Below are 19,580 nucleotides of genomic sequence, written 5' to 3' on the forward strand. Positions count from 1 at the left end.
CTTAGCCGATTCCTAAATACTTCCGTTTGAGTTCTTCATTGTCAATCAGTTCTCGCATAAGACCTGATTGAACTGTTTCTCCATCGTCGATTAGTGTGTATGTATCCCCAATTTTGCTAGCCATAATAAAATTTTGTTCCACGAGGATGATTGTAGTTTGTTTTTTCATTTCATTAATTGCTTCCATAACTTTTTCAATAACTACCGGTGCCAGACCTTTCGAAGGTTCGTCAATCAATAGCAATTTGCTTTCGTTCACAAATGCTCTTGCCATCGAGAGCATTTGCTTTTGACCTCCGGATAAATGACCGCCATCTTTTTTCCAATACTTTTTTAAATCCGGAAATAGGTCTAATACATATTCCTGTCTTGCTAAAGCTGCATCATCTTCTTTTCTCATAGCTACTTTCAGGTTTTCTTCCACTGTTAATGCACCGAAAATTCCTTGATCCTCTGGTACATACCCAATTCCGCCTGTGGCAATATCGTAGGTTGGATTCTTCTCAATCGATTTATTGTCAAATGTGATTTTACCCGAAGTGGCAGGAGTAAGGCCCATGATTGTTTTTAAGGTGGTCGTTTTTCCTGCACCATTTCGTCCAAGTAATACACTGACCTCACCGGCTTTTGCCTCGAAGGAAACTCCCTGTAAAATGTGATATTGGCCAATATGTGTATGCACATTGTCCACTTTAAGCAAGATGCTCATCGTATAATCCTCCTAAATAAGCATGTTGAACGGTTTCATTGTTCATAATATCCTTTGGTGTTCCGTCCGCAAGTAAACGACCATTGAACAACACCATGATCGAATCAGATAAGTCCATAATCATATCCATTTTGTGTTCGATCAGCAATATCGTTCTTTCACCCGTTTGTTTGATCTGTTTGATTACATCTAAAATTGCTGGCACCTCTTCTAATGACATCCCAGCAGTAGGTTCATCGAGCAGTAATACTTCGGTGTCTAAAGCTAGCAGCATAGCAATCTCTAACTTTCGCTTTTCTCCATGCGAGAGCTGTGTGGCAAATGCATTTGCTTTGCTTGATAGTAAAACGATTTCAAGTAACTTTTCTGCTTGGATTTGTAAATCCTTGTACGAAGTAAAATGACGGAAAAATTGATATCTAATTTTTTCTTTTGATTGAACTGCTAAGCGAACATTTTCTATTACTGTAAGATTCGGAAAAACGTTCGTTATTTGAAATGACCTTCCTAGTCCTTTTCTAGTTCGTGCAACAGAGGATTTTCCAGCTAGCGATTCCTCTCTAAAAAATACATCACCATTCGTTGGTTTTAGTTCCCCACTTATGAGATTAAAAAAAGTAGTCTTGCCAGCTCCATTAGGTCCGATAATCGATTTAAAATGCTTTTCTGGCACTGTAAAATTGACATTATCTACAGCAGTCTGCCCACCAAACTTTATCGTTAAGTTTTCTGTACGCAATATTGGTTCCATCCTTTAAGCCCCTTTCATAAATCACTCTCCATAAGATAGAGAATTTGCTCTATCCTATGGAGAGTGAGCGACCAAAGATGATTGGTCGTCACTTTCGTATTAGTTACTTATTATTTAATATTGGTGGCTCCGTTTCTTCTGGTGAGAGCTCTCTTATAAGAACTGGTACTGGATAGTCCACACCGTCTTGTTTTTCTAGCTTAATCGAATACAGAGTTTGCATTGCTTGATGGTCCTCAGGACGGAACGTCATTGTTCCTTTCGGCGTTTCAAATGACATACCTTCCATGATTTTGATTAATTCATTGGCATCTGCATTTCCTTCTGATTTTTTTAATGCTTCCACGATAGAAATTGCAGCAGTCATACCTCCTGGTGTAAACAGATCAGGCACTGCTCCGTTAAAACGTTTCTTATGTTCATCTACTAACCAATCATTAATTTCATTATCTGGTAGTGTGTGATAATAAACAGAGAAACCTTCCATTCCTACAAGTGGCTCCATCACAGAAAGTGCTGGAATATCAGGTGCTCCTGTAGAAATTTTGATGCCATTTTCCTGTAACTTCAAATCTGCTATTTGGTTCCAAGGTGAGTTAGCTCCTGCCCATACAACAAATAAGTAATCAGGTTTTGCTTGAATAATTTTTTGTAAATTTGACGTGAAATCTGTAGCCGCTGGATCTGCGAACTCTTCTACAACGACTTCTGCACCTAATTTCTCTGCAGCAGCTTTAAATGCAGCTACGCCGTCCCATCCAAATGAGTAATCTGGTGCGAATGTAGCAATCTTCACGCCTGGCTTAGCGATAGCCGCAGCACCTGCTACAGCATCCTGTGAAGAGTTACGTCCAGTTCTAAAAAGATAAGGATTAAATTCGGATCCAGTGATGCTGTCTGCTACAGCCGGTTCAACAACCATAATTTTTTCATATTCTTCCGCTAACGGAAGTACTGCTAGTGTATCCCCTGAGCTTGAAGATCCAACTAAGAAATCAACCTCATCTTCTTCTAATAGTTTCGTAGCTTTTTGTACTGCAACTTCTGGCTTCGTTTCTGTATCTTCAAAAACAACTTCAATTTTCTTCCCTGCTACTTCCATTGTCCCGTTCGTAGCGTATTCCAAACCTAGTTCAAATCCATTTTTTGTTTGCTTCCCGTAAGATTCTAAAGCACCGGTTAATGAAGCAAGTACCCCAATTTTAATCGTTCCACCTTCTTCAGTTACCTCTCCAGAAGTCGGCGTCTTTTCGCCCTCTGTATCCTTAGTTGTTGTGCTTTGTTTATCACTACAAGCTGCACTAACCAACAATAAAAATAAGAGAGTTATTAATAATTTCCACTTTCTAGCCATGTACATCCCCCTCAACAATTTTGTAAGCGTTACCATACTTCTGTTTCATCTTACAAAAGGAGAGTTACAAAAGAGTTACAAATAAATTCAGGCTCCCTTGAGCCTGAATTTATTTGCGAAGAGCTTCGCGCAGGAGCAAAAATCTTTGCTCTGAGCTTTTGCGAAAGAGTCAAAGATTTTCTGCATCGAGCTGTGCGCAGATGCAAAAGGTTTTACTGCGACGAGCTTGCGCAGGAGCAAAAGGTTTTGAACTTTCTGCGACGAGCTTCGCGCAGGAGCAAAAGATCTTGACCTTACTGCGACGAGCTTGCGCAGGAGCAAAAGGTTTTGAACTTTCTGTGACGAGCTTTCGCAATTGCAGCAGCTAAACCAGCTGCACTTACTGTTAGTTGGAATTTAAAGGACTCCAGTTGGAAAAATCGAGTTGCAAGTGGGAATTTTGGAGCGTTTAGTTGGAATAATGAACGGTTTAGTTGAAATAACATATTTTTCTCATCTACACTAAAAAAAGCAGAAAATTGCTTTCTGCTTTTATTCGTAGCCTGTAATCATTTCAAACATTTGAATGGTGGTAGGCATTGGTTCTATATTAAGTTCTTTCTCAAGTACTTCCACACAGCGATCAAACCATTTAACCGACTGGCTTCTGTTTTGTAGCTGATAGTAGGCAAACATCAGCAAACGGTAGGCTTCCTCCCAGGTTGGATCGTATGATAATAGTTTTTCCGCCCAATAGATTGTTTTCTCGAATTCTTTTAATCTCGTGTAGGTTTGAGAAAGTCTTTCCAAAACTTGAATGAATAACTGCTGTGCTTTGTCTCGCTCCGTGGAAATCCATTCAATCGCAATTCTGTTCTCAAATAGTTCACCTTTATATAGATGGATCGCTTTTAGTAACAGTTCTTTTGATAGTGGAGGAGAAATTTCCTCCATACCTTTCTGTGCAATATTATTAAAATCATGCAAATCACTTCCCACATTCGCATTTGGATTTAAACGGTACATCGACTGCTTGCGCAATATAAAATAGGATTCTTCCCTTGCCTGTCTGTTTGGTTCCAATACTTTCAACAAGGAATTCAGGGTAACCTTGAAATCTCGGTCTAGTTTTTTTGTATCGCTTTCTCCCCAAAGCATTTGTATTAATTCGTCCTTTGGAACATATCGATGGTTTTGTAAGTAAAGGTACATCATTAATTCCTTTGATTTATCACGTTGCCATTTGCGATCATTTACTTCTTCATTACCCATAAATAATGTGAATGGTCCTAATAGACGAAGATAAAGGGTGTAACCAGGATAATTAATGTCGTTCTGTATATTTAACCTGCTGATGATTTGTTGAACAGACTTATTGTCAGGATGAAGTTTATCAATCTTTTGCAAAATCGGAAAGTTACTTTGAAGATCAATCGGTCCAAAAACAGTTCGATTTAATAAAAAGAAATAATAATTATGCATCGCACATAATTCCATAAAGTGCTTAGCATGCTCTCCGAATGTAGAGCCATCATTTAACACATAGTGAATTCGCATTAGCCAATAATGCGAGATCATTTCTCCATATACATCCTCACAATTAGAGAAAAGCTCGTTAGCTTGTTTTAGATGTTCTACAGCTTCAATATATGCTTTATTTTCCAAATAGACGATTCCAAGACCTATTAATATATAGGCAGATAGCCAGTAGTCATTTACCTTTTTTGTCTCCCGTAAGCCTTTTTCTCCGTATTCAATGGCTTCGCGAAAAAAGCCTTGTCGTGATTTTAAAATAGAAAGTCCCATATATGGCTCTGCTTTTGCTCTCGAAACATTCAAGTCATCCATTTTTTGAATGGCTTGTAAATAGTATACTTCCGGTGTTTCAAGTTCAAATACATCCGTTAATACTTCAGAATGTCCAAGCCGTATCAAACCTACTGCTTCTACAAATCCAGACTTTTCCCGAATCCCTGTTTCAATTCCTTTATTGGCTGCTATTTTTGCTTGAGAAACTTGTCCAATAAGCGAATAGATAAAAGATAATAGCACATCGGTTTCCCGGTGAGAATCCGGTAAGCTATCCACATCTCTAGTCCTACCTTCTAGTAATTGTTGAGCTTCAATCAGCTTTCCAGTCCTCAGTAAAATCCTTGCATCTAAATTTCCTTCGGTTAAAAGTGCTGGATTAAGCTGCTCATTTTCAATCCAAGCTTTCGCATCGTTCGCTTTTCCTATATTGACCAAGTTTTCTGCCATCAACTGTTGCAAAAAAACTCTTTCTACAGGAGAGATGTCTTTGCCTTTTTCAGCCCACTCGATTGCTTCCTTTAAATAAGGCTGTGCCAACGCTGGTTGAATAGTATCCAGATAAATATGTGCGAGACCTGCATTAGCTCTACTAATATATAATATGTTTTCATTTTGGAAAGCTTTCTCTAAAGCAGCTTCATAGGAAAGTCTTGCTTTTTCATAAAAGGCCTTGTACCGATGACACTCCCCCTCGTAATAATAGAGTTCGTAAAAGTGATCACGCATCGCTTTTGATAACTGATCTGCTATCAGATCGAGCAACCAATCAAATTGTCCGGCTTTGATCATTTTCGGTGCAAAGATAGTGACAAGCTCCGCTAAAAAGCGTTCATCATTAGCTTTTACCGCATGATGAATGGCCTGTACGATGTTTTCCTTTTCCTGAAAATAACTAGCAGCTCTTCGATGCGTTTCATAAAAGGCATTTATATCCTTTTGTTTTGATTTTGTTTCTAAAAACTGTTGGAAAAGCGAATGAAATCTAAACGTATTAGAATCACCCAATGGCTGGATAAAAGCATGACTACCAGCAAGGCGTTCCATACTTTTTGCTTCTTTCTCATCAAAAAAATCTTGAATATCAGTTACTGTAAATAACGGAAAAACACTAAAATTTATAAGAGATTGCTGATCTTCTTTTGATAACAGCAAAAACACTTCTTCTAATAAATAGGAAAATAAGTCGTTCAATGCAGGGTTTACTAGCTGGCTAATTTGCCTGTTAGACTCTGCTAGCTGCATAGCAATCAGCTGAATGGCGATAGCCCAACCTTCCGTCAGTCTCATAATTTCGGTAGCGTCATGAATGGATATAGGTTTATCAAAATAGTCCTCAAAAAAGACAAGTATTTCTTCCTCTGTGAACATTAGATCACTTTCCGTAATTTCGACCAACTGCCCACTCAGCTTTAACTTTAACAGGATAGACCATCTTGGTCGCAATCGAGTGGAAACAACAACATGAATATTGGGAGGTAGAAACTCTATTATCTTTTCCATTATATAATTGATATGAAACACATGGTCAACCAGATGGAAATCATCGAGCACAATAGATAATGGCTCATCTATATTGGCTAATTCATTACTAAATAGCGAATATAATTGTTGAAGCTCGGATCCTTTTGGGTAAGCTGAAATGAGGTCTTTAGTTTTAAAGCTTCTTCCGAACGTCGGTACAATATTTTGTATGCTACTAATGAGATGGCGAAGAAAAGGAAGGATGCCGTCGTCTTCCTCCGTAATGGAATACCAAGAATAAAGTCCTCTCGAATCTGCAAAATACTGAGCAAGTGCGGAGCTTTTACCATATCCTGCTCCGCTATGTAATAAGGTTAACTTCTTATGTGTATTCGTTTTTAGTTTCTTCATCAATGAAGCTCTTCTCATATAAGTAGAAGACGGTACTGGCGCACTTAATTTGGACAAAATTATGGTAGGCTGATCCATCTTTTACCTCCTAGTGAATGACAATTACCTGTTAGTTTAATCCTACCACAAAAATATTTTGAATAAAATAACAATTCGAATATTTCAGTAGTTTATACACAAGGAGATATTTAGTTAAACAAGAAAAAAGAGCTGTCTAAGCAGCTCAACGATAGAAAATGTATATAGAGATCAAACAATAATTATTAAGATCTTACTGTTTTTCTGATGGAATTAATCAAACTAACATCCTCTGCCAGAAACGGTGGGCAGCAATCGCCTCAACAAATTCTGGCACAAACTTTGTAATGTCAGTTTCGGAAATTACTCCCGGTTTTCCTACAAAATGATTTACTTCCAACCATTTGATGCCTTCACCTGTCGCACCAATCGGCTTATAGTGTGAAAATGCCTCATCAATGAAGTAGGCTGCATCTTTATTGAACATTTTATTGTTGTAACTTCCCCTTATCATATAGACAGCATCAAATAACACCGACTTCGCAGTCAGAAAGGTATGGTCCACTTTTACGTTAAATCCATCTGTACCCTGCACTGTTCCAATATTTTCACTGATAATTTCCGGCATCATGCCTTCGTTAACCAATCTATCCAGCACATATTTAACCTCTGGACCATTGAATCCATCCGTAAGTATTACAGCGACCTTACGCGTTTTTTCTGATTTTGTTGTATTCTCTTGACTGAGGGCAGGTGAAGATTTTGTTATGGTCGAACCTCCCCCTTTAGGTGGATTTACCCCGATATTTTTCGCAAAGGCGGTCGCTAATTCAAGACTCACATTGGCAAACATATCTACCACCTGTTTTTTTACTGAGTCACTTTTGACTTTCTCGAGTTCGAAGCTGAATGCATCAATAATATGCATTTTTTCTGGTGGGCTCATACTGTTCCAAAAAAGGGTGGCCTGAGAAAAATGGTCTGAAAAACTCTCACTTCGGGCACGGATTTTAACGCCTTCCACTTTTTCCTGATAGGAGGCATATCCCCCTTCCTCCACACTAGCAGGCTCCGGGGTGTTACCAGCCAAAGAGTTTCTGTGATAATTCACTTTCCCGAGATTGATGGTCTGGCGATGATAGCCATCCCGTTGATTGTTATGGAATGGTACAACCGGTCTGTTAATTGGAATTTCATGAAAGTTTGGTCCGCCCAGACGGATTAATTGAGTATCTAAATACGAAAACAGGCGTCCCTGTAATAATGGATCATTAGTAAAATCGATTCCAGGTACAACATTGCCCAAATGAAACGCAGCCTGTTCCGTTTCTGCAAAGAAATTGTCTACATTCCGATTCAGGGTCATCTTTCCAATGATGGTTACTGGAATGTCTTCTTCCGGCCAAATCTTTGTCGCATCCAGTATGTCGAACCCAAGACTGAATTCGTCCTCTTCGGCCAGAATCTGAACGCCCAATTCGAATTCAGGGTAAAACCCTTTTTCAATAGCACCCCATAAGTCATTACGATGATAGTCAGGATCGATGCCTGTCAGTTTGCGGGCCTCATCCCAGACAAAGGAATGCGTTCCTAATGCAGGCTTCCAATGGAATTTCACAAAATGGGCTACCCCCTGATCATTGACAAGACGAAAAGTATGGACGCCAAAACCTTCCATCATCCGAAAGCTACGTGGAATGGCGCGGTCTGACATAATCCACATAATCATATGTGCAGATTCCTGGTTATTCGCTACAAAATCCCAAAACGTGTCGTGGGCAGTAGAGGCTTGCGGGATATCATTATCAGGCTCCGGTTTAAAGGAATGCACGAGATCTGGGAATTTAATGGCGTCTTGAATGAAAAAGACAGGAATATTATTACCAACTAGATCATAGTTTCCTTCTTCCGTATAGAATTTAGTCGCAAATCCTCTGGCATCCCGAACTGTATCTGCAGAACCACGTGCTCCATTTACAGTAGAAAATCGGACAAATATGGGAGTCTTTTTGGACGTATCTTGCAGGAACTTTGCCCTTGTATACTTTTCCATGTTTTTGTATAACTGAAATTCCCCATGCACTCCAAAACCACGTGCATGAACGACCCGTTCTGGAATTCTCTCGTGGTCGAAGTGCGTTAATTTTTCGCGAAAATGAAAATCCTCCATTAGAGTCGGCCCACGCACACCCGCTTTTAATGAAAATTCATCTTCTGACACTTTTAACCCTTGATTGGTTGTAAGTTTTTTGCCTTTGTCATCAACCCGAAACGCTTCTAATTGCTCGTCTTTACTGTTCTTCTCATCATTAAGCTCATCCATATAAAACCCCTCCCCATCATTAAATGGTATGAGTCACACGCGACTCTTATTCCACTATAGTGCCTGTATAAACATTGAAGTATCAACGGTTTACATTTCTTCCTGGTGAGAGCAGAACGGATTTTGGTAGGTAAGATGAAATAGTCCAATCCAATCAAAAAGAGACTAATTCCTAAAAAGGAATAGTCTCTTTTTTCATAGATTATTATACTTCTAACATTTTGTTACGTAATACCATTTGAAGGATACCACCATGACGGTAGTAGTCTACTTCTACTTCTGAATCGAAACGAGCAAGAACGTTGAAGATTTTCTCAGAACCATCTTCTGCTTTTGCAGTTACTTGTAAAATATCACGCGGTTTTACACCTTCTGCGATATTTACACTGATTTCTTCTTTACCAGTTAGGCCAAGTGTTTCAGCATTTTCACCTGGTAAGAAATTAAGTGGCAGAACGCCCATCATTACAAGGTTTGAACGATGGATACGCTCAAAGCTTTCCGTAATAACAGCTTTAATACCTAAAAGGTTAGTTCCTTTAGCTGCCCAGTCACGAGAAGATCCCATACCGTAATCTTTTCCGCCTAGAACGACTAAACCAGTACCCGCATCTTGATACTTCATCGCTGCATCATAGATCGGCATGATTTCGCCTGTTGGCCAGTAAGTTGTGTATCCACCTTCTGTACCTGGTGCAACTTGGTTACGAATACGGATGTTCGCGAATGTTCCACGCATCATTACTTCGTGGTTACCACGACGTGATCCGTACGAGTTAAAGTCGCGAATTTCAACGCCATTTTCACGCAAGTATTTACCTGCTGGAGTATCTTTACCAATTGCACCAGCTGGTGAAATATGGTCTGTTGTAATCGAATCACCGAATTTAGCTACTACGCGCATTTTATCAAGTGATTGGATTGCACCAGGCTCTTTTGATAATCCTTGGAAGAATGGTGGGTTTTGAATGTAAGTTGACTTGTCATTAAATGAATATAAAGATTCAGTTGATGTTTCAATTGCATTCCATGCTTCGTTCTCATCGAATACACGTGCATATTCTTTTTGGAATAATTCACGAGTAACAACAGTTGAAAGCACTTCGTTTACTTCTTCAGTTGATGGCCAAATATCAGCAAAGTATACTTCATTGCCATCTTTATCTGTACCGAATGAGTCTTTTTCTAGATCGATATCTACAGTTCCAGCAAGTGCGTATGCTACAACAAGTGGTGGTGATGCTAAGTAGTTAGCTTTCACAAGTGGATGCACACGGCCTTCAAAGTTACGATTACCAGAAAGAACAGACGTTACGAAAAGGTCTTCGTCAACGATTGCTTTTTCAATTTCAGGTAATAATGGACCTGAGTTACCGATACAAGTTGTACAACCATAACCTACTGTGTTGAATCCAATTTGATCTAGGTATGTGTTAAGACCTGAATCCTCTAAATATCCAGTTACTACTTTAGATCCTGGAGCTAAAGAAGTTTTAACGTAAGCAGGTACTGTAAGTCCTTTTTCTACCGCTTTTTTAGCAACTAAACCAGCAGCTAACATTACATATGGGTTAGATGTATTTGTACAAGAAGTGATCGCAGCGATTGCTACAGCACCTGTTGGAATTTCTACATCACCTTCTGCAAATTTAGCAGTAGCTTTTTTGTCAAATTCTTTTTCAGATAAGCCGAATCCTTGTGTACCTTGAGGAGCTACAACTGCTTCACGGTAACGAGCTTTCATATCTGTAAGTGGAATTAAATCTTGTGGACGTTTTGGTCCAGAAAGGTTTGCAACGATATCCCCAAGATTAATCTCTACAACATCCGTATATACAGGTTCTAAAGTTGGATCAAAGAACATATCATTTGCTTTTAAGTAAGCCTCTACTACAGCAATATGCTCTTCGTCACGGCCAGTTAAACGTAAATAGTTGATAGATTCTTCATCGATAGCAAAATAACCACATGTAGCACCGTATTCAGGAGCCATGTTAGCAATTGTAGCACGGTCAGCTAATGGTAATTTAGATACACCAGGTCCGAAGAACTCAACAAATTTACCAACTACACCTTTTTGGCGTAATACTTGTGTAACTTTAAGTGCTAAGTCAGTTGCAGTTGTTCCGTTTGGAAGATCTCCAACTAGTTTAACTCCGATTACTTCAGGAATTGGGAAGTAAGAAGGTTGACCAAGCATTCCTGCTTCTGCCTCGATACCACCTACACCCCATCCTAGAACTCCAAGTCCGTTAATCATAGTTGTATGTGAGTCAGTCCCTACTACTGAATCAGGGAAGGTCTCTAATACTCCATCTGCACTTTCGTTTACATGTACGATAGGAGCTAGGTACTCTAAGTTAACTTGGTGAACGATACCTGTTGCTGGAGGAACAGCACGGAAGTTATCATATGACGTTTGAGCCCATTTTAAGAAGTTGTAACGCTCAGCATTACGTTCAAATTCAAGGTCCATATTAGCTTGTAAAGCAGTTGCAGTACCATATTTGTCTACTTGTACCGAGTGGTCGATTACAAGGTCAACTGGAATAGCAGGGTTGATTTTGTCCGGGTTTCCACCCATTTCATTCATCGCTGAACGAAGTGAGGCTAAATCTACTACTACTGGTACACCTGTGAAATCTTGAAGTACTACGCGTGATGGTTTGAATGGTACTTCTGCTTCTGTATTAGCATCTTTACCCCATTTAGCTAGTTGGTTTACGTGATCTTCTTTGATTACATAGCCGTCATACTGACGTAAAACAGATTCTAATAATACTTTGATTGAATAAGGAAGGCGTGAAACTTTTGCGATGCCGGCTTCTTCTAATGCTGCTAAACGATAGTAGTTATACTCTTTACCATTTAGAGAAAACGAAGTACGGCTGTTGTGTAAATTACTTTTTGCCATTTGTATTCCTCCTAAGATCTATTGAAAAGTGTCTATCTAGTGACTTTTCTCCACTACTAATCATACTTGAATATTCTTGATAAGTAAATTAGATTAAAATTATTATAAGTCATAATTATTATTGATGACCTTTTATTTTCTCGATAGTCTTTTCTAATTGCTTCGCATGTCTCTTTTCGTGTAAACCTACAAACGGAAACCATTGTATTAAGGGTACCTGTCCAAAAATAGGATGCTTTAAGGACTTATCTTTGAATAAAGTAGGATCGCTCGATTTGTATAGAGATAGGAGTTCCATTCTTGCTTGATGGAGCTGTGCCTTCATCTCTTCTGTTCTTTTATATTCACCAGACGGTACAGTATGATCTGGGGCTTTGACCTTAATTATCCGTAAAGTTGAAATCTGTATTGGTTTTTTCTTTGCTCTCGGACTTGTTGGATTAGAAAGCTCTTTTTTTATTCCTTTTATAATGGTTAGCTCCATTTTCACTAAATGATCCATAATTTCTTTAGGTGACCAAGACTCCTCATCGGGCTTTTCATTAAACTGTTCATTCGCTAGTGAATCGATTTGTTGAAATAGGTTCTTTCTTATTTCGTTATTTTTTTCTATAAACATATAATTCCTCCACTCCATACGTTGTACTTTCTTTATACCCAACTTGATGAGCAAACAAGCAAGAATCATCGCTTATTTTCTTTTCACTTCAATTATGCGACAATATACTATTGGAAAGGAAGTTTAAATAATGATAGAAATGAAAACGATGAGTCCAATAAATGATCCTTGGGAAGCATATAGAGACATGGAGCAATTTGGGAAGTTAACCTTAAGTAATATTGAATTTACCACAACTACCTTATGTAATATGCGCTGCGCCCATTGTGCAGTTGGATATACATTGCAAACAAAGGATCCTGATGCAATTCCAATAGAACTAATACTCCAACGTTTAGATGAGATTCCCCACTTAAAAACTATTAGTATTACTGGTGGAGAACCGATGTTATCAAAAAAATCCATAAACAATTACGTTCTCCCGTTATTAAAGTATGCCCACAATAGAGGAATTCGTACGCAGATGAACTCCAATCTAACATTAGAGCCAGAACGTTACTTAATGATTGCACCTTACTTAGATGTATTACATATATCTCATAACTGGGGAACAGTTGATGAATTTGTCGAAACCGGATTTGCTATGATGGAAAGAAAACCTACATATGAACAGCGAGCAAGTTTGTTCCAGAGTATGATCAACAATAGTCGAATGCTTTCGGAGGCTGGAGTAATGGTTTCAGCAGAAACGATGTTGAACAAAAAAACACTTCCCTATCTAGAGCATATCCATAATCAAATAGTAAATGAGATGAAATGTGCTCGTCATGAAATTCATCCTATGTATCCTTCTGATTTTGCTAGTGCATTAACGACCCTAACATTAGAAGAAACGCATGAAGCAATAGAACAAATATTAGATTTCCGAGATAAAGAAGTGTGGATGTTATTTGGCACATTACCTTTTTATCCATGTAGTCAAAATGAAAAAAGCATTCAATTATTAGAACGACTACGTCATACTAAAAATGTTTCCACGAGGAATGATCCAGATGGTCGGTCACGTTTGAATGTAAGCATATTCACAGGCGAGGTTATAGTCACTGATTTTGGTGATGCCCCAGCTCTAGGAAATATACAAACAGAAACACTTCCAGCAATTTTTGATAAATGGCTTGCTACCCCACTTTCAAAATCTCTAAATTGCCATTGTCCTGCTGTCGAATGCTTAGGTCCAAATATTTTAGTTAAAAATATGTACTATAAAGATGAGCAGTTTGTTAGTGGTTCTGTGAAATAAGAAAAATGCCTTGCATGTGTATAGCTTGCAAGGCATTTTCATAAGTTTTTAGTTCACATAATAGTTTTGTAGGGACAGTTAAAAGGGCAGCTGCAAACTGCCCATTTCTCAAGTATTAATGTATGAAGAAGAAGTCAAATGTTAAGTTTAAAATAATTACTGTGTGGAGAATTGCTATTAATACTCCCCTTCTGTTTAACCTTTTGTTCAACTGAACATCCATGCTCTCCACTCCCTTTTTTCAAAATTATAATACAAACACCATAAAATAGCAAAACATTTAGAAAATTTAATTTGCTTTTTTTTTTAGATTTTTATATGAAATCCTTGTACATTAAAATCTGTCGCGAGCTCCATTGAAGCCCGTCAGAATTAGCTTTTATGGGGTTTATTAGTTTCATTATATGCAAAAGTTATAAAAAATAATGGTCAAAGGTTTATTATTTGAGATGGATGGATATATAAAGAGTGTGAAGCAATATTACATTCATAAGGAGATGGAAAATATGGGATTCATTTTATACTTAATCATCGGTGGTATCATCGGTTGGTTAGCAGGACTTATTTTAGGTAAAGATATACCTGGAGGAATTATTGGTAACATTATCGCAGGTATAATTGGTGCGTGGATCGGTGGATTAATATTCCCGGACATGGGTCCAGTTATCTGGGATATGGCAATCATTCCAGCTTTAATCGGTGCCATTATTTTAGTATTAATATTAAGCTTCATCCTAAAAGCTATGCGTAGAGCTTAATATCACAAAAAAAGAAGTACTCATAATGAGTACTTCTTTTTTTATGGACGCTTTCCGTGGGCACCGCTTATCGCTTAAAATATATTTTTTCATGGATACACTTGTAAATTATATCGTCACTGCTGAATCGTCATTTCTTCCCACGGATAATTTGGTATGGTTGCAATCCATAACGTATTCATCGAAATAACTAGACAGGTCGTAACTGACATCGCGACCAGCCTAGTTTAAAATTGAACTGTAATTATTTAAGCCGTAAGTATATAAAACCCTACTAAGTTCGCTAGAAAAAGGTCAACTACCCCCATTTCCTACTTGTTCGGAACATATGCAGCTTGGATTTCTTTTAGTTGGCTTTCGTATAAATTATAAAAGTGTAGAACATCTTCCACATATTTTTCACTATGATTATAATTGAAAATGGCTTTTTCAATCTCTCCATCCGCAGCACCACTTGCTGCGAGATAATTGGCGGCACTGAAGACAGCATCCTCTAAATCGTATGGATCCGCCTTCCCATCATTATTAGCATCTACCCCATAACCACCATATTTTTCAATAACAGCTGGACTCACTTTTTCCTCATGCGGTATATCCCCTTTTCCGAGTCCACCACAGCTCGGGTGTGACCAACCAACAAACGTACATGGCATAAATTGCATATGCCCTTCTGCACCAGCTGGAGAAAGTAAAGGATCCATCGTGGAAAATCTAGTTTCGATTCGGTGATGAGCAGCTAATAATGTCCAAGGTACACCATAATTTTTTTCAGCCTCTTTATATAAAGCTATATACTCGGAAGGCACATCCAATTTTGCTGTACTCTGTTGAAAACTTTCCGCCCACTCTTGTACAACGGGTATTTTAACAAGTTCTTTCCATCCTATAATAGCTAATATATAGATCGTTATCGTAATTGGGAGAAGTAATACAATCATCCATGCCTTCGTTTTATAGGAGATCCCCTTTTGTTTCTTCATCAACTTATTCACCTATTCTACTTATATTGCTGTAAAAGATTATCTAATGTTAAAGGTTTACTGAAGTAATAACCTTGTAAATAATGACAGTCCATTTCCTTTAAACTTGCTACTTGGAACAAATTTTCTACCCCTTCTGCAAGAATTTTCATCTCTAAGTTATGGGCTAGAGAGATAATAGATTGTACAATCGCTTTTGTCCTGTGCTTTTCTAAAGACTGTGTAAAGCTTTGATCAATTTTTATCAAATTTACTGGAAGTAATTCTAAATATTTGAACGATGAATATCCCGTTCCAAAATCATCGATGGCAATTTGAAAACCAAATTTCCTTAGCTCATGAAGTGATTCAATGACAAAGTCCGTATACTCCATTATGATCGATTCTGTAATTTCTAATACAATCTTAGACGGATTGACATTCGTTTCTTTAATAATCTCTTTTGTACGGGCTATATAATCTTTTTGATAAAATTGTCTGGCCGAAACATTTACGCTATAGTATAACTCATGTCCCACGGCAGTTTCGATACAAGGAATATTTTTGCACGTTTCGCGAAGGACATAATCTCCTATTTGAATAATTAGCCCACTTTTTTCTGCTACTGGTATGAATTCTCCTGGAGAGATGAACTGCTCATCGTGAATCCAGCGTAGAAGTGTTTCTACTCCAATTATCTCATGTGAGTCTGTGTCAATCTGAGGCTGGAAGTTTAAAAATAATTCTTGTTTTTCTAGTGCATGTTTCAAACCTTCTTCTAAATACAATTCTCTATTAACTTTATCTGATAATTCTTTTCGATATTTTACATGCGTTAATCCGCCATTTTTCTTTGCCTCTTCGGCAGCTATTTCTGCAAAACGTAATAGCTCGGAGCTCTTTGTCGAATCCTCTGGGAAATAGACCGAACCGATACTAAGATGATTCACTATTTCTTTCCCCTCAATATAAAGCGGCACAGACGTTTCTGCTAATAAACTATTTACGAACAAGTCAATTTCGTGATCTGTTCTATCCTTTAAAATAATGACAAATTCATCTGCTACCCACCTCGAGATTATATCTGAGTAGCGAATATGAGCATTATTTTGTAATGTGCTAGAGACCTTCTTTAATACAGTATCTCCTATTTCATGACCATATAAATCATTAATCATCTTAAAACGATCAAAATCGATAAAGAACAAATGAAAACTTTTTTTGTTATGTAATAATTCCGATAAACTTTTTTGGAGAGAGGCTCTATTTTGAAGACCGGTTAGATCGTCTTCATATTCCTTTGCATTCAATTCGTTCTGAGCACTCCAAGCCTGCTTCATCAAATACAATAGTAGAAGTGAGCTTAAGCTTATGTATATAATCCCTTTAAGCATAGATATGTGCATGCCCTCTGGAAAAAAACTGAATAACAATGCATCGGATAATAGAATCCACAACAGACTGATTATTATATAAATCACAACAATACGAAATGAGAGTTTTCGATATGTTTTTTTCATTTTCATCAGCAAACCTCCGTGCTAGGATTCTATAAAAACAATAGCATAAAATCACTATAAACAATAGACCTATTGTGGAAAATGTCGGTATATACAAATTATTGTTTTTTTTGTAGTATAACAGGATGGAGGTGTAAATTATGTGGAAAGATTTCAAAGAGTTTGCGTTTAAAGGGAATGTTCTAGATTTAGCAGTTGCTGTAGTAATTGGAGCGGCTTTTGGTAAGATTGTGTCATCGTTAGTTGAAAATATTATTACACCTTTAGTTGGACTACTATTAAACGGTGTTAAATTCACTTCCTTATCATTTAAGTATAAAGAAACAGAAATATTATACGGTAACTTTTTACAATCTGTTTTTGATTTCCTGGTAATTGCATTTTCTATTTTCATATTTATTCGATTACTATCAAAATTTAAACGTAAAGCAGACGTTGTAGAAGCTACTAAAGAGGCTCCACCAGTTGATTCGAAAGAAGTATTATTAGAAGAAATTAGAGATTTGTTGAAAAAGCAAAACAATCTTTCATAAAAAGCAGCCTTTCCGTTTGGAAAGGCTGCTTTTTATTTACCGTCTTCGATTAATGTTTCCACATCAATAACAATTTCCTCTTTCGGAACTTCTGTATTTCCACTATAGTTTTTAACCACTACCCCGTTTTGATCGACCAAGTAGAAGGACGTACCATGAATCACTTGGTTATTGTTTGGATCATCCTTGACTAATGTCTTAAAGGAATCTGCTGCAAACTTTGCAATATGATCTTGAGTATAGCCCGTTAATAGCTCCCATTTGCTTTCATCCACAACATCATAATTACCGATGTATTCTTGCAGTTTTTCTGGTGTATCCACTTCTGGATCAACACTAAATGCGACAATTTTGTAATCCTCTATACCCTTTTCACTTAGCATCGATTGTATATCACTCATATTAAATGTCATTGGTGGACATACTGTTTCACAATTTGTGAAAATAAATGTCGACAACCACACCGTTCCTTTTAAATCCTCTAAAGAAACTTTTTCTCCGTGCTGATTTTCATATTCAAAATCGGAAACTTCCCAGTTTGTCTGTGCTTCAAAATTGCCACTGCTGCCGCAGCCGACAAGAACTAGTAAAGAAATACCTAATATAACTAACAACTTTTTCATTCATGAGACCTCGCTTTTCTATTCATAGCCTAATCTTAGCGAATCGTGTTTCAACCTTCAACTACATTGTCTTATTTAATTCAACAGTTTTGTGAATACCACACTATTTTAGAGATAACAGTACGTCTTTTATCTCTTCAAGCTTTGTTTCCACTCGGTGCATCAAATAGAATGATACAAAGATTGGGAAGCCAACGTCTTGAATTATATTTAGCCACTGCTCCATATTTCACACATCCATTCTTTCAAATTCTGTTAAAAAGACTCTCCTTGGAGGGAGAGTCTTTAGAAGGTTAGATAATTTCTGTTACTGTTCGGTCTACAACTTTGGCACTTTTAATAGCTGCAAGTGGCGATCCATCTGACTGAAATGCATTGCTTCCGATAATTGCAAGCATTCCATTTTGAATATCCGTTTCAGTTAGATTGCTTTTGGGTTCATCGACCGATATGGTGACATTCTTTCCTTGTGCTGTTTCAAATTGTAGCTGTAGTATTTTAGTCATTTTCTTCCATCCCCTTTTTAGTTATTAAATTACTTGCATAGTTTCAATCTTTTCTGCTCCGATGTATACGCTATCGGAAAACGAGCTAAGTGATACTGCAACAGTTTCCAGTTGGTCTGCTGTTACATTTGCTCGAAGATTACGGTAAGATTTTGACTTTGTTCTCATTTTGCCATCCTCTGTTACCTCCCCTTCGAAATAGAGTTTTAGAACTGCATACTTATGTTCTAGATTTGCCATGTGTATCCCCTCCTTTCAATTACTAGATAGAAGTTTTTTAAAAGAAAGGATACAAGAAGGATGAAATATTTTTTGGAAGAACTTATACTAGATATAAGAGAACGAGGTGAAGAGTTTGCTAGAAGGTTGGTTTTTATGGTTTATCCTTTTTTGGGTTGTACTTTTAGTTGTACTTATGGGAATTGGCGGCTTCTTTATGTTCCGTAAGTTCGGTAAATCATTGCCCAAAAAAGATGGTAAATCTGATTTAGATTGGGAAGAATACTATGTAGATCAAACAATCCATCTTTGGAATGAGGAACAAAAGCAATTACTCAATGAGCTGGTTTCCCCGGTACCTGATTTATTCAGACCTGTGGCTAAACAAAAGATCGCTGGGAAAATTGGACAGTTAGCGCTTGAGGAAAAAGCTACAGCTATTACTCGAGAACTTTTAATACGTGGATATATTATTGCTACTCCAAAACGAGATCATAAATTTTTGCGTAAAAAACTAGCTGAGTTGAATATTGATGTGACACCCTATAATAAGTATTTCGAGCTGTCCGTGGACAAGACAAGCTAATCAAATCAGCACAAAAAGTGAGCAGCCTATATAAAGGGGTTGCTCACTTTTTTATAAGAATTAGAAAGTATATAAAACACCCAGTAAACACCGGGATCAAGATGGTTTTTAGAATAAATAATACTACTGATTTTCGTTATAAGTGAACGCACATCCCGGGTTCATTAAATAAAGAAGCAACATAGCGAACGAAATTGCATCTTCGAGAGTTCCCTATATATATCTAAATTATATTTTCTTTAGTTAAACAAAAACGCAGTAACCTGTTCCTAAGAGTTGTGGGGG

General features: G+C 37.5%; 18 protein-coding genes. 4 read left to right on the forward strand and 14 right to left on the reverse strand.

Going from position 1 to position 19,580, the window contains the following annotated elements:
* Position 1 precedes the first annotated feature (1 nt).
* The 8 genes from ACIQX2_RS08715 to ACIQX2_RS08750 form a co-directional block, all read right to left on the reverse strand.
* Positions 2 to 709, reverse strand: coding sequence for an ABC transporter ATP-binding protein (locus tag ACIQX2_RS08715; protein WP_402848687.1), 708 nt, complete (start codon positions 707 to 709; stop codon positions 2 to 4).
* Complete coding sequence (locus tag ACIQX2_RS08720; protein WP_402848690.1) at positions 693 to 1,460, reverse strand: ABC transporter ATP-binding protein; 768 nt, start codon at positions 1,458 to 1,460, stop codon at positions 693 to 695. Before ACIQX2_RS08720 ends, ACIQX2_RS08715 begins: the two co-directional genes overlap by 17 nt.
* Positions 1,461 to 1,563: 103 nt before the next feature.
* Positions 1,564 to 2,814, reverse strand: coding sequence for a substrate-binding domain-containing protein (locus tag ACIQX2_RS08725; protein ID WP_402848692.1), 1,251 nt, complete (start codon positions 2,812 to 2,814; stop codon positions 1,564 to 1,566).
* Between the two features lie 293 nt (positions 2,815 to 3,107).
* Complete coding sequence (locus ACIQX2_RS08730) at positions 3,108 to 3,299, reverse strand: hypothetical protein (RefSeq protein WP_402848695.1); 192 nt, start codon at positions 3,297 to 3,299, stop codon at positions 3,108 to 3,110.
* Positions 3,300 to 3,345: 46 nt separating this feature from the next.
* A complete protein-coding gene (locus ACIQX2_RS08735; protein WP_402848698.1) occupies positions 3,346 to 6,555 on the reverse strand; it encodes an AfsR/SARP family transcriptional regulator in 3,210 nt (1,069 codons plus the stop codon).
* Positions 6,556 to 6,772: 217 nt separating this feature from the next.
* Complete coding sequence (locus ACIQX2_RS08740; RefSeq protein WP_402848701.1) at positions 6,773 to 8,818, reverse strand: catalase; 2,046 nt, start codon at positions 8,816 to 8,818, stop codon at positions 6,773 to 6,775.
* 205 nt (positions 8,819 to 9,023) lie between these two features.
* On the reverse strand, positions 9,024 to 11,732 hold the full coding sequence (acnA, locus tag ACIQX2_RS08745) for an aconitate hydratase AcnA (protein ID WP_402848705.1): 2,709 nt from the start codon (positions 11,730 to 11,732) through the stop codon (positions 9,024 to 9,026).
* Positions 11,733 to 11,850: 118 nt separating this feature from the next.
* Positions 11,851 to 12,351: a DinB family protein gene (locus ACIQX2_RS08750; RefSeq protein ID WP_402848708.1), complete on the reverse strand. Its 501-nt coding sequence runs from the start codon at positions 12,349 to 12,351 to the stop codon at positions 11,851 to 11,853.
* A 139-nt stretch (positions 12,352 to 12,490) separates the two neighbouring features.
* Between ACIQX2_RS08750 and yfkAB the strand changes: the two genes are divergently transcribed.
* Together yfkAB and ACIQX2_RS08760 are read left to right on the forward strand one after the other, a co-directional pair.
* A complete protein-coding gene (gene yfkAB / locus ACIQX2_RS08755; RefSeq protein WP_402849177.1) occupies positions 12,491 to 13,591 on the forward strand; it encodes a radical SAM/CxCxxxxC motif protein YfkAB in 1,101 nt (366 codons plus the stop codon).
* 506 nt (positions 13,592 to 14,097) lie between these two features.
* Positions 14,098 to 14,349: a GlsB/YeaQ/YmgE family stress response membrane protein gene (locus tag ACIQX2_RS08760; protein WP_402848712.1), complete on the forward strand. Its 252-nt coding sequence runs from the start codon at positions 14,098 to 14,100 to the stop codon at positions 14,347 to 14,349.
* Between the two features lie 311 nt (positions 14,350 to 14,660).
* Here the strand turns inward: ACIQX2_RS08760 and ACIQX2_RS08765 are convergent, their stop codons facing one another.
* Both ACIQX2_RS08765 and ACIQX2_RS08770 read right to left on the reverse strand, forming a co-directional pair.
* Positions 14,661 to 15,329, reverse strand: a complete 669-nt coding sequence (locus ACIQX2_RS08765) for a lytic transglycosylase domain-containing protein (RefSeq protein ID WP_402848715.1) — start codon at positions 15,327 to 15,329, stop codon at positions 14,661 to 14,663.
* Between the two features lie 17 nt (positions 15,330 to 15,346).
* Complete coding sequence (locus ACIQX2_RS08770) at positions 15,347 to 16,834, reverse strand: putative bifunctional diguanylate cyclase/phosphodiesterase (RefSeq protein WP_402848718.1); 1,488 nt, start codon at positions 16,832 to 16,834, stop codon at positions 15,347 to 15,349.
* A 134-nt stretch (positions 16,835 to 16,968) separates the two neighbouring features.
* Between ACIQX2_RS08770 and mscL the strand changes: the two genes are divergently transcribed.
* A complete protein-coding gene (mscL, locus tag ACIQX2_RS08775) occupies positions 16,969 to 17,361 on the forward strand; it encodes a large conductance mechanosensitive channel protein MscL (protein ID WP_402848720.1) in 393 nt (130 codons plus the stop codon).
* A 32-nt stretch (positions 17,362 to 17,393) separates the two neighbouring features.
* On the opposite strand, the gene ACIQX2_RS08780 is transcribed toward mscL, so the two are convergent.
* The 4 genes from ACIQX2_RS08780 to ACIQX2_RS08795 all read right to left on the reverse strand — a co-directional run bounded on the left by ACIQX2_RS08780 (position 17,394) and on the right by ACIQX2_RS08795 (position 18,730).
* Positions 17,394 to 17,984 (reverse strand): SCO family protein, encoded by a 591-nt coding sequence (locus ACIQX2_RS08780; RefSeq protein WP_402848722.1) that lies wholly within the window; start codon positions 17,982 to 17,984, stop codon positions 17,394 to 17,396.
* A gap of 103 nt (positions 17,985 to 18,087) precedes the next feature.
* Complete coding sequence (locus tag ACIQX2_RS08785) at positions 18,088 to 18,210, reverse strand: YvrJ family protein (protein ID WP_093061123.1); 123 nt, start codon at positions 18,208 to 18,210, stop codon at positions 18,088 to 18,090.
* A gap of 67 nt (positions 18,211 to 18,277) precedes the next feature.
* Entirely contained in the window at positions 18,278 to 18,490 is a 213-nt protein-coding gene (locus ACIQX2_RS08790) for a DUF2922 domain-containing protein (protein WP_402848725.1), read from the reverse strand.
* 24 nt (positions 18,491 to 18,514) lie between these two features.
* Complete coding sequence (locus tag ACIQX2_RS08795; RefSeq protein WP_402848728.1) at positions 18,515 to 18,730, reverse strand: DUF1659 domain-containing protein; 216 nt, start codon at positions 18,728 to 18,730, stop codon at positions 18,515 to 18,517.
* 115 nt (positions 18,731 to 18,845) lie between these two features.
* Between ACIQX2_RS08795 and ACIQX2_RS08800 the strand changes: the two genes are divergently transcribed.
* Positions 18,846 to 19,295: a DUF2621 domain-containing protein gene (locus tag ACIQX2_RS08800; protein ID WP_402849180.1), complete on the forward strand. Its 450-nt coding sequence runs from the start codon at positions 18,846 to 18,848 to the stop codon at positions 19,293 to 19,295.
* Positions 19,296 to 19,580 lie beyond the last annotated feature (285 nt).

Source organism: Psychrobacillus sp. NPDC096623 (assembly GCF_044762655.1).
Classification (GTDB): Bacteria; Bacillota; Bacilli; order Bacillales_A; family Planococcaceae; genus Psychrobacillus.